This window comes from Pseudomonas trutticola BRTCR10, assembly GCF_056155105.1.
This window is the reverse complement of record NZ_CM149552.1, coordinates 1334412-1347502: the sequence shown is the minus strand read 5'-3', so window position 1 is coordinate 1347502 and position 13091 is coordinate 1334412. Positions and strand designations below refer to the sequence as shown.

Genomic DNA, 13091 nt, shown 5'->3' with positions numbered 1-13091 from the left:
ATTTTGCCAGAGCTGAGCGTCAACCGAAAAAAATGTCAGGCATTCTTCCCACATCGATTGGCTACATTTCGCCCCATGGCGATTTCAGCCGTCAAAACACTCAAGCACTGAGCGGCGTCAGTCACCTGTGGCAGGATTTCTTTGCCCAGGCGCTGGCCGAACAGACGAGTGAAGTGGTGCCTGCCTGCGGCAAGTTTCCACCGGTTGACCTTAACAGCACTGAAGAGCCGACCGTGGGCAGCGAGTTGCACGCGCACATCATCGAACAGCGCGAATGCAATGTCGTCGAAACCGAAGTGCGTCCGCCAGAGCCGTTGTTCCTGCCGATCGCCGAGTTCGAAACGGAGCTGCTGGACAAGCCGTTCCCACCGTTCCCGCCAGAAGAGCTCAAGGCTCAACAGTCGCAGCAGGATTTCGACAGCAGCTGGGTTCGCCCGATCGTGATGAACAACGGCCAACCGATTCCGGAACCGGGTGCTGCGCCGCAAAAGCGTCCGCTGTACCTGCCGATTGCCGAATTCGACCTCGATCTGCTGCAGAAGCCGTACCCACCATTCCCGCCGGAAGAAATCGTCGAGCAGCAGAAAGCCCTGGACTTCGATAACGGCTGGGCGCGCCCGATCGTTTTGCAAAACCTGCGCATCGCCGCCTGACCTTCAGCGACACACGCTCCAGCGCCCGACATCGACATGAAAGTGATTGCGATGGGCAGCGTTGTATTCCGGACTCAACACCACACTGAACGCTTCGCAGGCGCCGTCGCGCACCTTGCGGAGAAACTGCGCGTCCTGATTCTGCTTGGGCCAGTCCTTGAGCACGCTGATGGTTCGGCCATCCGCCAGCCGAAAGCCAGCGATATCCAACGCATCGGCACTGGCATGACGACTCAGTGCGCCGCTTTCGCGGTTGTAGATATTGCGGCAGGCGAAGCTGCCGAGGTGATCGAGGCGCACGACTTTCTCGCCGTAAACGGACTGTGCGGCGGGTTGCAGGGTATGGCGTTCGAATAGGGCGTAGGCGACCGCCAACGGGCAACTGGCGAGGAAGCTGCTGCTGAGCGCCACTTCGCCGCCCTGCACGCGCAAGGCGCCGATCAGCGGACACTTGGCATCCGGGCTGTCGGACTGCGGCGTCACGCGCAACGCCGAGCTGCGCAGTGCCTGGGCGCAGAGTTCGGGGTCGCTGCGTAAACGCATCAGCTTGTAACCGGTCAGCCAGTTGGGCGTGGCTTTCACATCCAGCGGCGCCCACGGATTCCACTGCGGCGGCACTTCCAGCCAGCCGCGCCAGACACTGACCACGGCTGCGCCAACAATCAGCAACACAAACAGTGCAATCCACCGCGCCATGCTCAGCCTTTGAAAAACTGGTTGGCCTTGGCGTACGGCATCGACTGCGAAGTGAAGCCGAAAGTGCCGGACTGCTGAATTTCTTCGGCGGCGCGGAAGAACTCACCGAACGCCGCGAGCGCCAGCGCCGAACCGGTGCTGATCCGCCGCACACCGATTTCTTCAAGTTGCTGCACGGTCAGTTTCAGCCCGCCGGACATCAACACGTTGACCGGTTTCGGCGCGACTGCGCGCACCACTGCCAGGACTTCTTCAGCACTGCGCAAACCTGGCGCATACAGCACATCGGCGCCGGCCTCGGCAAAAGCCTGCAAGCGGCGGATGGTGTCGTTGATGTCAGGATTGCCGTGCAGATAGTTCTCCGCGCGGGCGGTCAGCAGGAATGGAAATGGCAGCGTACGCACAGCGGCAACGGCCGCTTCGATGCGCGCCACGGCGTGTTCGAAGCAATAGATCGGCGCGTCTGCACGCCCCGTGGCGTCCTCGATCGAACCACCCACCGCCCCCGCCTCGGCCGCTCGCAGCAAACTCTTCGCGCACTCGGCCGGGTCATCGGCGAAACCGTTTTCCAGATCCACCGCCACCGGCAAATCGGTCGCCGCGACAATCGCGCGGACGTTGGCCAAGGTGTCATCGAGACTCAAGGCTCCATCGGCCTTGCCCTGGGAAAACGCATAACCGGCGCTGGTGGTCGCCAATGCCTGATACCCCAGACTGGCGAGCATCTTCGCCGAGCCGGCATCCCACGGATTGGGGATGACGAAAATCCCCGGGCGCTCATGCAGGGCTTTGAAGGCTTGGGCTTTACGGACTTGTTCTTGAAGGGCAGAGGCATCCATCGGCAGGCTCCCGGGCAGAAAAACGAGTTCGCCTCAGAGCAGGCCAAGTTGCTCCGCGGCGGGTTCTCTGTATAGCTCAGGCAGAGATGGCAGGCCAGGCAAACGTTGCATCAGTTGTGCGTGAAATCGTTGCGCCAGCTTCGCCGCCAACAGGTTGTCGGCGGTGTGCAGGAAGATGTAGGGCGTGCGGCCCTCTTCGATCCACTCGGCGATTTTCGCCACCCACGGCACCAGGAACGGATCGTTGGCTTCAAGCTCGGGATGACCGATGAAGCGCACTTGCGGGAACTGCGTGAACGCCGCCGGACGCGTCGGCACCCGCGGCTTTTTCGATTGTGCGTGGATCACCGAAGACTCGGTCGACAGGCAACTGAACAGCGCACGCGGATCGAGGCAGATACGCTCGACGCCACGGTCCAGCAGCAGGCGATTGAGCAGCCGCTCGCTCTCGCCCTTGGCGAAGAACTGTTCATGCCGCACTTCGACCGCCAACGGGTAATCCAGCGCATCGATGAACGCCGTCAGTTCCGGCAGCCGCTGCGGCGTGAAGCTTTTCGACAGTTGCAGCCACAGCGGCGCTACACGCTCGCCAAGCGGTTTGAGCAATTGCACAAAGGTGTCGGCGGCGGTCAGTTGATCGCGCAAGTCGCCACTGTGGCTGATGTCACCGGGAAACTTGGCGGTAAAGCGAAAATGCGCAGGCATGATTTCGGCCCAACGCTGCACGGTGGCCGGCGAAGGACTTGCGTAGAAAGTCGTATTGCCTTCAACGGCGTTGAACACCTGGCAGTAGAGGCCCAAAAAGTCGGAGGTTTTGGCGTCTTGCGGGTACAGATACTCGCGCCAGGCGTTTTCGCTCCAGGACGGACAACCGAGGTAGTAAGGCAGATCCATCAGATGTACAGATCGAGGCCCAGCACGTCCGCATCCCAATCGACAAAACCGGCGGTGCTCAGGTAGCTGGCGAGGGCCATGGCTACGCTCTTTTTCATCGCGCGGTGATAAATCATGTCTTGCTGACGGGCAGGCAGATTGGACAGGCGTTGGGCAGAGGCTTTGGCAGCGCGGGCGGCCAGTTGCTCTTCAGTCGGGAATTCCACCTCGCCATCGATATCGTCGACGGATTCATCCAGCGCCGGATTGCCTTTGCGAGGCTTGCGCTTGATCGGGTAGGACTGAGAGGAGAGGCCGTCTATACGCATAAATTCATGCTCGGTATCGATGATGGCAATTTAGCGGCACTTGACCGACTTAGCAAACCGCCGAGTGATAACTAGAACACATAAAGCGCAAAAGGTTTAAAGCGCGGGGTTTGAAACTGACGATTGGCAGGATTTGGAAAAGGCATTCATTCAGGGAAAAGCTTGTGGAGGCTTTTTGTGGTGAGGGGATTTATCCCCGACCGGCTGCGCAGCATGCTGATAATGCAGTTTCACTGGAGGAATGCAGAGGGAGCGCTGCGCACTCCATCGGGGATAAATCCCCTCGCCACAAGTGAACAGCAAGGATCCGGGTGAATCAGCGGGCTTTGGGGGTGGCGACTTTGTCGCGCAGGTAAACCGGCTGCGCATCATCCGCGGGAATCGACTCGCCGCGCTCCCAGGCAAAACGCGCCAGGGTCAGCAAGTCTTCAGCGTGGGGCAGCATGCCGGCATCGGAGCCGGTCAGGTTGACGGCGATGCGTTCACCGTAGCCCCATCCAGTGCCCGCACCGAACCAGTCGCCGCTGGCATCGGTCGGCAGCGCGGCAACTTCCGGCGGCAACACCGCTTCGGCGCCGACCAGACGCATTTCGCCAGCTGTCTCGCGGTAGCAACCCCAATACACTTCATCCATGCGCGCATCGATCGCGGCCGCGACCTGACTCACGCCATGCTCACGAAATGCCCGCTGCGCGAGCACCGCCAGATTGGACACCGGCAACACCGGACGATCCAGCGCGAACGCCAGACCCTGCACCACACCAATGGCGATCCGCACGCCCGTGAACGCGCCCGGGCCGCGACCGAAAGCAATCGCATCCACCGCTTGCAGCGTGGTGCCGGCGTCGGCCAGCAGTTGCTGGATCATCGGCAACAACTTCTGCGCATGCAGGCGCGGGATCACCTCGTAATGGCTCGTGACCTTGCCGTCATGCAGCAAAGCAACGGAGCAAGCTTCAGTCGCGGTGTCCAGGGCCAGCAAGGTACTCATCGATGTATCCAGAACAGGGTGGGGAAAAAAGTGCGTCAGTATAAACAACTACGGCCCGCAAGCGGGCCGTGGATGATGCAGCCGATCAGCTTTTTCAGCTCAGCGCTTCAAGCACCTTGGCGGTGATCGCTTCTACCGAACCGACGCCAGGAATGTGGCTGTACTTCGGCTTGCCGTTGGCAGCCGACAGCTTCTGGTAGAAATCCACCAGCGGCTTGGTCTGCGAGTGGTAGACCGACAGGCGATGACGCACGGTTTCTTCCGTGTCGTCCTTGCGCTGTACCAGCTCATCGCCGGTGATGTCGTCTTTGCCAGCGATTTTCGGCGGGTTGTAGACGATGTGGTAAACGCGGCCGCTGGCCTCGTGCACCCGACGACCGGCGATACGCTGAACGATTTCTTCGTCTTCAACGGCGATTTCGACCACAGCGTCCAGCTCGACACCGGCAGTGACCAGTGCTTCAGCCTGCGGAATGGTGCGCGGGAAGCCGTCGAACAGGAAACCGTTGGCGCAGTCTGGCTGGGCGATACGATCCTGGACCAGTGCGATGATCAGGTCATCCGACACCAGGCCGCCGGCATCCATGATGCTCTTGGCTTGAACGCCCAGCGGAGTACCGGCCTTGACCGCTGCACGCAGCATGTCACCGGTGGAGATTTGCGGAATGCCGAATTTTTCGGTGATGAACTTAGCCTGAGTACCTTTACCGGCCCCGGGAGCTCCCAGCAGAATGACGCGCATTAGATGTGCTCCTCAATTTTTTTATAAAAAGCTTTTACAAAACAAAGGACTCGCCGCTTGGGACGAATCCTGAAAAATACGGGTCGTGGCCGCACAAACGGCCAAAGGCTGATCAAGATACACAGCAGGCTGCGCCCACACAAGACGCCAAAAGTCGGAGAAACCGACGCCTGCCGAGCCCCCGCGACAAGGTGACCCAAGTCGCAACCCCATCATTAACTGTCGCCTTGCGGCACATTCCCCCTCAACGCGAAGCGGCACCCGAGGTTGACTGCGGGTGCCGCACGCCACAGCAAAAACCTTAGCCGGTATTTCGCAAACCGGCGGCAATCCCCGCCACAGACACCAGCAGCGCCTGTTCCACGGGGCTGCCCTGCTCGACATTCTGCTGCCGCGAACGAGCCAGCAACTCGGCCTGCAATAGATGAAGCGGGTCGAGGTAGGTGTTGCGCAGACGGATGAATTCCAAGGTATCGGGGCTATGTGCCAGCAGTTGCGACTGACCGGTCAGGCCAAGCACCACCGTGCACGCCTGCGACAATAGGTCGCGTAAGTGCGCGCCCAACGGCAGCAACGCCGGCTCGACCAGACGTTGGTCATAAGACAGCGCAATATCGGCGTCAGCCTTGGCCAGCACCATTTCCAGCATGTCGATGCGCGTGCGGAAAAACGGCCACTGTTCGCGCATCTGCCCGAGCAGTTCGCCCTCCCCGCGCGCCAGTGCCTTGCTCAACGCGGTTTCCCAGCCGAGCCAGGCGGGCAGCATCAGGCGCGTTTGCGTCCAGCCGAAAATCCACGGAATCGCCCGCAGGCTCTCGATGCCGCCGGCACGCCGCTTGGCGGGACGACTGCCGAGCGGTAAACGACCCAGCTCCTGCTCCGGTGTGGACTGGCGGAAATACTCGACGAACTGCGGATTTTCCCGCACCACCTGACGATAAGCGCTGACGCCGTCGGCGGCCAATTCGTCCATCAGATGACGCCACTCGGGCGTAGGCGGCGGTGGTGGCAGCAACGTCGCTTCAAGCACCGCCGCGAGGTAAAGATTGAGGTTTTGCTCGGCGATGTCCGGCAGGCCGAATTTGAATCGAATCATTTCCCCTTGCTCGGTGGTGCGGAACCGTCCTGCCACCGAACCCGGTGGCTGCGACAGGATCGCCGCGTGGGCCGGACCACCGCCACGCCCCACAGTGCCACCGCGACCGTGGAACAACAGCAGCTCGACTTGCTGCTCGCGGCAGATTTCCACCAGCCGTTCCTGCGCGCGGTATTGCGCCCATGCCGCTGCGGTCGTGCCGGCGTCCTTGGCCGAGTCGGAATAACCGATCATCACTTCCTGCGGGCCTTGCAGCCGCGCGCGGTAACCCGGCAACAGCAACAGCCGCTCGATCACCGGGCCGGCGTTATCGAGGTCGGCGAGAGTTTCGAACAGCGGCACCACGCGCATCGGCCGCAGTACACCGGCCTCTTTGAGCAGCAGCTGCACGGCCAGCACATCGGAAGCCGCGCCGGCCATGGAGATCACGTAGGAACCCAGCGAGGCACCCGGTGCGGCGGCGATTTCCTTGCAGGTGTTGAGCACTTCCGCCGTGTCGGCGGAGGGTTTGAAATGCGCTGGCAGCAATGGGCGACGATTGGCCAACTCTCGACTCAGGAAGGCAATGCGGGCGTCTTCGTCCCAGTCTTCGTAACGACCGAGGCCCAGATAATCGGTGATTTCCGTCATCGCCGCGCTGTGCCGCGATGAGTCCTGGCGCACATCGAGACGCACCAGGAACAAGCCGAACGTCACCGCCCGGCGCAGACAATCGAGCAGCGGCCCGTCGGCGATCACGCCCATGCCGCACTCGTGCAGCGAGTTGAAGCACAGTTCCAGCGGATCGAGCAGATCGCGATTGTTGTGCAATACATCGGCAGGCGCCGGCGTTGTCGCCGTCAATGAAGCATGCGCCCAGTTACGCGTGGCACGCAGGCGTTCACGCAATTGCTTGAGGACTGCGCGATACGGCTCGGCACTGTCGCCAGCCTTGGCTTTCAGCGCATCGCTGGCCTGTTGCATCGACAGTTCGGCGGCGAGGTGATCGACATCGCGAAGGTACAAATCGGCGGCCATCCAGCGCGCCAGCAGCAGCACTTCGCGAGTCACGGCAGCAGTGACATTGGGGTTGCCGTCACGGTCGCCGCCCATCCACGAGGCAAAGCGAATCGGTGCGGCCTCCAATGGCAAACGCAGGCCGGTCGCGGCATGCAGCGCTTGGTCGGCCTTGCGCATGTGGTTGGGAATCGCCTGCCACAGCGAATGCTCGATCACCGCAAAACCCCACTTGGCTTCATCTACCGGAGTCGGTCGCGTGCGGCGAATTTCTTCGGTGTGCCAGGCTTCGGCGATCAGCCGTTGCAAGGTGTTCTGGATCTGCTCGCGTTCGGCCGTGGTCAGGTCGCGATGATCCTGTGCGGCAAGTTGCGCGGCGATCGCGTCGTACTTCTGGATCAGCGTGCGGCGCGCCACTTCGGTCGGGTGCGCGGTCAGCACCAGCTCGATTTCCAGTCGCGCCAGTTGCCGGGCCAACGACTCGGCGGTGTGGCCTTCGTTGCGCAAGCGCGCAAGCAATTCCGGCAGGACACGGGATTCGAACGGCGCCGGCTGCGACTCTTCGCGACGATGGATCAATTGATACTGCTCGGCGATGTTCGCCAGATTCAAAAACTGGTTAAACGCCCGCGCCACCGGGAGCAATTCGTCTTCGCTCAATTGATTGAGGCTGGCGCTCAGTTCGGCGTCCATCGAGCCCCGGCGATCGGCCTTGGCGCCCTTGCGAATCTGCTCGATCTTGTCGAGAAAGTCCTCGCCGTACTGGTCTCGAATGGTGTTGCCCAGCAGCTCTCCGAGCAGGTGAACATCTTCGCGCAAGCGTGCATCAATATCGGTCATCAGCAGTTCTCCAGCGGTAATCCGGGCGGCCTAGAAACGAGTGCATGGCCTAGAGAGTGCCGCTCTGCGCCGCTTCTTACAAGCCGGCCGACGAAGGGTCTTTAAACCTTGTCACCGAAAGCTAGTCTCAACAGTAAGCCGCACAACGGCTTGCCGCCGGCCCCGGCCGGACACTCACCAAGGCCTGCCACCCGCAGGCGCGACATGAGGTTTTTATGAAAATTCGTGAACTCGCCCAGCATTGGGAAGAAAACGCCAAGGGTCGCCTGACCGACACTGGCTACACGATTCATCTGGATGTCGAAGCGGCTGCGCGCCTGGCGGCGATTGCCGAGATGTACCCCAAACGCCACCCCGAAGAGCTGCTCGGCGAACTGATTGGCGCCGCGCTTGAAGAGTTCGAAGCGAGCCTGCCGTATGTGAAGGGGTCGACCGTGGTGGCGACGGATGAGGAAGGTGATCCGCTGTATGAAGACGTCGGGCCGACGCCGCGGTTTCTGGCGTTGTCGCGCCGACATTTACATGACCTCTCGGCCGCAGACGGCAAACAGAAACACTGATCCGAAATTGCGTTAAACCTGTGGGAGCGGGCTTGCCCGCGATAGCGCCACTTCAGTCAAAGATGCGTTGAATACGGTGGCCCCATCGCTGGCAAGCCAGCTCCCACAGGGGCTTAATTTTTCTTTTAGCACTACGTCGTATTCCCCCGCGCGTACCACTCCAAACCGTCAAAGTTCCCGCTTTAGAGCCTTGTCCATTCGGTCAAAGTTTTTTTTGGCGATAGGCCATCTTTTCTGAACTTTTGAAAATCGCCTCCGGTCGGAAGCTGTAACCACTCCTGGAACGAGCGTTTCAAAAACGCGCTTTCACACGACGCTTTCGGCTCCTCGACCAGGATGGATTTAGATGTTTTCAGGAGATGCCTAATGGAGTTGAAGACCATGAAAAACCAAACCTCGTTTACCCACCTGCGCGGTCTGAAACTGGCGGCCCTGGCAATCGGCACCAGCTTCGTACTGGCCGGTTGCGCCGGTAACCCACCAACCGAGCAGTACGCTGTGACCCAATCGGCGGTCAACAGCGCGGTCAGCGCCGGTGGTACCGAGTTCGCCGCAGTCGAGATGAAGCAAGCGCAGGACAAATTGAAACAAGCCGAAATCGCCATGCACGACAAGAAGTATGACGAGGCCCGTCGCCTGTCCGAACAGGCCGAGTGGGACGCTCGTGTAGCCGAACGCAAGGCTCAAGCCGCCAAGGCCGAACTGGCTGTGAAGGATTCCCAGAAAGGTGTTCAGGAACTGCGTCAGGAAAGTCAGCGCCCAGTGCAGTAAGCGCGCATCCCGACCGCAAAGCTGAAACTTTTATTGATAGAAAGGACGACAAATTATGCGTAAGCAACTGATGATCCCCGCTCTCCTGGCTGCAAGCGTTGCCCTGGCTGCCTGCTCCACCCCGCCTAACCCGAATCTGGAACAGGCACGCACCAACTACGCCGGCCTGCAAGCCAACCCGCAAGCGAGCAAAGTAGCCGCTCTGGAAACCAAAGACGCCAGCGATTATCTGGACAAGGCCGACAAGGCTTATCTGGACAAGCAAGACGCCGCCAAGGTTGACCAACTGGCCTACCTGACGAACCAGCGTGTGGAAGTGGCCAAGCAGACCATCGCTCTGCGCACCGCTGAAAACAACCTGAAGAACGCCGCTGCCCAACGTGCCCAGGCCCGTCTGGACGCTCGTGATCAGCAGATCAAACAGCTGCAGGACAGCCTCAACGCCAAGCAGACCGATCGCGGTACGCTGGTGACTTTCGGTGACGTACTGTTCGCCACCGACCGTGCCGACCTGAAATCCAGCGGTCTGGTGAACATCAACAAACTGGCGCAATTCCTCCAGGAAAACCCTGATCGCAAAGTGATCGTCGAGGGTTACACCGACAGCACCGGTACCGCCAGCCACAACCAGTCGCTGTCCGAGCGTCGCGCCAACTCCGTGCGCACTGCGCTGGTGAAAATGGGTGTTGATCCAGCGCGTATCGTCACTCAAGGCTACGGCAAGGAATATCCGGTTGCCGAGAATGGCAGCGCTTCGGGTCGTGCGATGAATCGTCGTGTGGAAGTGACCATTTCCAACGACAACCAGCCTGTGATGCCACGTTCGGCTGTCAGCTCGAACTAAGCTGTAGGCAGTTACGCAAAAGCCCCGCCTGACTCAGTCAGGCGGGGCTTTTTCATGCACGATCCCAATTCCCTTATGGGAGCGAGCCTGCTCGCGAAATCGGTATGTCAGTCAACATCCATGCTGACGGTGAACCCGTATTCGCGAGCAGGCTCGCTCCCACAGTTTGATCGGGTTACTGCTCGAGTTTTTGCGGGGTCTCTTCGCCCATGCAGCGCACGGCTTTTTTCTGCGCATTGATCAGTACACCGGTCAGACCTTTCTGCTCGGTATCGAACAACACCAGCACGCCATCGATGCACTGCGCCACTTGCGGCGCCGGGACCAGCGAGACTTTGTAGTCTTCGCCAGGAACGGTCTTGAGCATGGTGAACTCGTTGAGCAGCAGCGCATCCTCGGGTTTGGCGAAGTGCAGGTAGCCGTAGTACCACAAGGCGCCAACGGTGCCGAGGATGCTGCAAATACCGGTGATGATCAGCGGGATGGCGTTACGTTCTTCACTCATTGCGGACTCTCATCTTCAGAATTCGGGGGTTGCGGGTAATTCGGAATTTCGCCGAGGCGGCGCAGGCCGTTGAAATGTTCGGGATCGTCGAGGTAACGCACCATCACCTGGCGCCACACCGGATCGCCGAAGGTCTGCACATGACCACCACGGGTCAACTGCAGGACACGCGGCGGCGGCGCAGCTTGATACAAGCGGATGCCATTGGAAAGCGGCACCAGTGGATCATCGATGCTGTGGAAGATCAGTTTGGGCACGCCATTGAGCTGCGGCATCGAGTTGATCGCACTGTCGCCATCCGGCACCAGCCACGACAGCGGAACCTGAAACGGCCAGGTCAGCCACGAGGTACTGAGGGCATATTGGCCGACGCTGCGGTAACTGGCGGGCACGCCGTCGAGGACCAAGGCTTTGAGTTGTTTCTGCCGCTCAGGATGCTGCACCAGCCAATGCACGGCCATCGCGCCGCCAAGGCTTTGGCCGAGCAGGATCAACGGCTTGCCTTTGACCTCCGGGGCCTTGTCGAGCCAGGCGAACGCGGCGTCGATGTCCTGATAAATCGCCGGCAGGCTCGGCTCGCCCTCGGACAAGCCATAACCGCGATAGTCCACCAGCAACACTTGATAGCCGTTTTTCGGCAACCACCAACTGCCACCCAAGTGCATCGGCAAATTGCCGCCGTTGCCGTGCAGGTGAAGGACCGTGCCTTTGACTTCCACACCCGGTTTGGCCGGTAGCCACCAGGCGTTGAGTTTCAAACCGTCCGCCGTTGTCAGGGTAACGGTGCGGTATTCGAGTTTGGCTTTTTCCGGGGTGAAGATCTGCCCGGGCTCGGGGTAGAACAACAGCGAACTGCAACCGCCGAGGGTCAGGAGCAGGCAAAAGATGCCGAGGATTCTCATCCGGTGAAACCTCGCAAAAGATTCGGGTTGGAATACAGTCAAAAACTGTAGGAGTGAGCCTGCTCGCGATAGCGGTGAATCAGACAACATCAATGTTGAATGCTCAATTGCTATCGCGAGCAGGCTCACTCCTACAGGGGGTTTGTGTGTGGTCTAGAGGATGTTGGAGTAATCCGCTTCGATCCGGTCCAGGCTCAAATGGTTGAGGAAGTTGGAGAAACACATCCACGCCGACAACGCGTTCAAGTCGCGGAACTGGTCCGGCAGATACTTCGGCGGCACAACAAGCCCCTCATCGACCAACTGACGCAGGGTACGCATGTCTTCCAGCGTGGTCTTGCCGCAGAACAACAGCGGGATCTGCTCAAGCTTGCCCTTACGCACGGCCAACTGAATGTAGTTGTAAACCATGATGAAGCCCTTGAGGTAGGACAAGTCTTTGGTGAATGGCAGACCGGTCGGCGTCGATCCACGGAAAACCCGACTGGCGTTGCCGTAGCTTTCCGCCATTTCGAAGCCCTGTTCGCGGAAGAACTCGAACACCTGCAAGAAGTCCGCGCCCTCCTCGACCATGTGGATGGCGCGGGTACGGTTGGTCAGTTTGCGCAAGCGGCTCGGGTAGGAGGCGAAGGTGATGATTTCCATCAGAATCGCCAAGCCTTCCTGAGTCACCGTCGACGAGGGCGGGCCCTTGGACAGGAAGGTGCAGATCGGCTGGTTCAGACCATTGAGCGTGGTGCCGACGTGGACCAGGCCTTCGTGGACCTCCAGCGCGCGCACATCGCGGTCGTTGAACAGCGCATCGGTGCGGATCTTGATGTAGTCGGCGCCCGCCGCCGCGTCGGCAACAATGCCGTCGGACTCGAACACGCGGATGGTTTCCTCGGCCTCGCCGAACACCTTGTTCAGGCGGGTTTGCAACAGATGCACGGCATCTTTGGCGGTGAGGATTTTCGGCTCGTCCTTCAGATCGCCACGGCCATCGATGTTGTTCAGATAGTCGGACATCATCAGGCCGAGGTCGGCCAGGGTCGGATCACCGGCGTGAAACGCATCGGACGCGGCGCCGTACAGCTCTTGCGAGATCAGGCCGAAATCCTCGGTGCCGCGCGCTTCGAGCATGCGCACCACCATGCGGTATTCCTTGCACATGCGCCGCATGATCTGGCCGACCGGGTTGAACTGGCCGAGTTGGCGGGTGATGTCGCGCTCGATGTTCTGGAATTCCAGTTTGACCTTGCTTGAATCGAACGACAGCGGCCGATTGAGGTAGTAGTCGCGATCCACCGCCGGCATTTCCTTGCCCTTGCCCTTGAGAAAGCCCTTGCGGATGTTCTCGTCCCACTTGACGGCATCGAGGACGCGGATCGGCGTCTGCGCCAGCACGATGCGATCAGACAATATGCGTATCGACTGCTGGTAATCGTCCACCCGAAACTCCTGTAGAAAACCTG

The 13091-nt window shown here is 60.2% G+C and carries 14 protein-coding genes; 4 read left to right on the top strand and 10 right to left on the bottom strand.

Features of this window, described 5'->3' with window-relative positions; translation table 11 throughout:
* Positions 1-32 precede the first annotated feature (32 nt).
* A complete protein-coding gene (locus ACVVH8_RS05795; RefSeq protein WP_213027682.1) occupies positions 33-653 on the top strand; it encodes an energy transducer TonB in 621 nt (206 codons plus the stop codon).
* A gap of 3 nt (positions 654-656) precedes the next feature.
* Here the strand turns inward: ACVVH8_RS05795 and ACVVH8_RS05790 are convergent, their stop codons facing one another.
* The 7 genes from ACVVH8_RS05790 to ppc form a co-directional block, all read right to left on the bottom strand.
* Positions 657-1349, bottom strand: coding sequence for an extensin-like domain-containing protein (locus tag ACVVH8_RS05790; protein ID WP_103303058.1), 693 nt, complete (start codon positions 1347-1349; stop codon positions 657-659).
* A 2-nt stretch (positions 1350-1351) separates the two neighbouring features.
* Entirely contained in the window at positions 1352-2188 is an 837-nt protein-coding gene (locus ACVVH8_RS05785) for an isocitrate lyase/PEP mutase family protein (RefSeq protein WP_475228972.1), read from the bottom strand.
* 33 nt (positions 2189-2221) lie between these two features.
* Complete coding sequence (locus ACVVH8_RS05780) at positions 2222-3082, bottom strand: DUF72 domain-containing protein (protein WP_475228969.1); 861 nt, start codon at positions 3080-3082, stop codon at positions 2222-2224.
* Positions 3082-3390, bottom strand: a complete 309-nt coding sequence (locus ACVVH8_RS05775; RefSeq protein ID WP_103303061.1) for a hypothetical protein — start codon at positions 3388-3390, stop codon at positions 3082-3084. The genes ACVVH8_RS05780 and ACVVH8_RS05775 overlap by 1 nt, the downstream gene beginning before the upstream one ends.
* A 316-nt stretch (positions 3391-3706) precedes the next feature.
* Positions 3707-4381, bottom strand: a complete 675-nt coding sequence (gene tsaB / locus ACVVH8_RS05770) for a tRNA (adenosine(37)-N6)-threonylcarbamoyltransferase complex dimerization subunit type 1 TsaB (RefSeq protein ID WP_103303062.1) — start codon at positions 4379-4381, stop codon at positions 3707-3709.
* Between the two features lie 94 nt (positions 4382-4475).
* Positions 4476-5123, bottom strand: coding sequence for an adenylate kinase (gene adk, locus ACVVH8_RS05765; RefSeq protein ID WP_103303063.1), 648 nt, complete (start codon positions 5121-5123; stop codon positions 4476-4478).
* 301 nt (positions 5124-5424) lie between these two features.
* Positions 5425-8055: a phosphoenolpyruvate carboxylase gene (ppc, locus tag ACVVH8_RS05760; RefSeq protein ID WP_475228967.1), complete on the bottom strand. Its 2631-nt coding sequence runs from the start codon at positions 8053-8055 to the stop codon at positions 5425-5427.
* Between the two features lie 215 nt (positions 8056-8270).
* Between ppc and ACVVH8_RS05755 the strand changes: the two genes are divergently transcribed.
* The 3 genes from ACVVH8_RS05755 to lptF all read left to right on the top strand — a co-directional run bounded on the left by ACVVH8_RS05755 (position 8271) and on the right by lptF (position 10230).
* Positions 8271-8615, top strand: a complete 345-nt coding sequence (locus ACVVH8_RS05755) for a pilin assembly protein (protein ID WP_103303065.1) — start codon at positions 8271-8273, stop codon at positions 8613-8615.
* A 366-nt stretch (positions 8616-8981) separates the two neighbouring features.
* Entirely contained in the window at positions 8982-9386 is a 405-nt protein-coding gene (locus tag ACVVH8_RS05750; protein ID WP_103303066.1) for a DUF4398 domain-containing protein, read from the top strand.
* A gap of 55 nt (positions 9387-9441) precedes the next feature.
* Positions 9442-10230: a lipotoxin F family OmpA-related lipoprotein LptF gene (gene lptF, locus ACVVH8_RS05745; RefSeq protein WP_016983302.1), complete on the top strand. Its 789-nt coding sequence runs from the start codon at positions 9442-9444 to the stop codon at positions 10228-10230.
* Positions 10231-10405: 175 nt separating this feature from the next.
* Here the strand turns inward: lptF and ACVVH8_RS05740 are convergent, their stop codons facing one another.
* The 3 genes from ACVVH8_RS05740 to ACVVH8_RS05730 form a co-directional block, all read right to left on the bottom strand.
* Positions 10406-10735 carry a hypothetical protein gene (locus ACVVH8_RS05740; RefSeq protein WP_475228965.1) on the bottom strand — a complete coding sequence of 110 codons (330 nt, stop codon included), beginning with the start codon at positions 10733-10735 and terminating at the stop codon, positions 10406-10408.
* Entirely contained in the window at positions 10732-11637 is a 906-nt protein-coding gene (locus ACVVH8_RS05735; RefSeq protein WP_475228962.1) for an alpha/beta hydrolase, read from the bottom strand. Before ACVVH8_RS05735 ends, ACVVH8_RS05740 begins: the two co-directional genes overlap by 4 nt.
* A 153-nt stretch (positions 11638-11790) precedes the next feature.
* A complete protein-coding gene (locus ACVVH8_RS05730) occupies positions 11791-13068 on the bottom strand; it encodes a flavohemoglobin expression-modulating QEGLA motif protein (RefSeq protein ID WP_103303069.1) in 1278 nt (425 codons plus the stop codon).
* Between the last annotated feature and the right edge of the window lie 23 nt (positions 13069-13091).

Excerpts from the sequence above, each read along its gene's own strand:
- ACVVH8_RS05790 (WP_103303058.1), bottom strand. The coding sequence starts at position 1,349 with ATGGCGCGGTGGATTGCACTGTTTGTGTTGCTGATTGTTGGCGCAGCC.
- ACVVH8_RS05785 (WP_475228972.1), bottom strand. The coding sequence starts at position 2,188 with ATGGATGCCTCTGCCCTTCAAGAACAAGTCCGTAAAGCCCAAGCCTTC.
- tsaB (WP_103303062.1), bottom strand. The coding sequence starts at position 4,381 with ATGAGTACCTTGCTGGCCCTGGACACCGCGACTGAAGCTTGCTCCGTT.
- lptF (WP_016983302.1), top strand. The coding sequence starts at position 9,442 with ATGCGTAAGCAACTGATGATCCCCGCTCTCCTGGCTGCAAGCGTTGCC.
- ACVVH8_RS05795 (WP_213027682.1), top strand. The coding sequence starts at position 33 with ATGTCAGGCATTCTTCCCACATCGATTGGCTACATTTCGCCCCATGGC.
- ACVVH8_RS05735 (WP_475228962.1), bottom strand. The coding sequence starts at position 11,637 with ATGAGAATCCTCGGCATCTTTTGCCTGCTCCTGACCCTCGGCGGTTGC.
- ACVVH8_RS05740 (WP_475228965.1), bottom strand. The coding sequence starts at position 10,735 with ATGAGTGAAGAACGTAACGCCATCCCGCTGATCATCACCGGTATTTGC.
- ACVVH8_RS05780 (WP_475228969.1), bottom strand. The coding sequence starts at position 3,082 with ATGGATCTGCCTTACTACCTCGGTTGTCCGTCCTGGAGCGAAAACGCC.
- ppc (WP_475228967.1), bottom strand. The coding sequence starts at position 8,055 with ATGACCGATATTGATGCACGCTTGCGCGAAGATGTTCACCTGCTCGGA.
- ACVVH8_RS05775 (WP_103303061.1), bottom strand. The coding sequence starts at position 3,390 with ATGCGTATAGACGGCCTCTCCTCTCAGTCCTACCCGATCAAGCGCAAG.
- ACVVH8_RS05755 (WP_103303065.1), top strand. The coding sequence starts at position 8,271 with ATGAAAATTCGTGAACTCGCCCAGCATTGGGAAGAAAACGCCAAGGGT.
- adk (WP_103303063.1), bottom strand. The coding sequence starts at position 5,123 with ATGCGCGTCATTCTGCTGGGAGCTCCCGGGGCCGGTAAAGGTACTCAG.
- ACVVH8_RS05750 (WP_103303066.1), top strand. The coding sequence starts at position 8,982 with ATGGAGTTGAAGACCATGAAAAACCAAACCTCGTTTACCCACCTGCGC.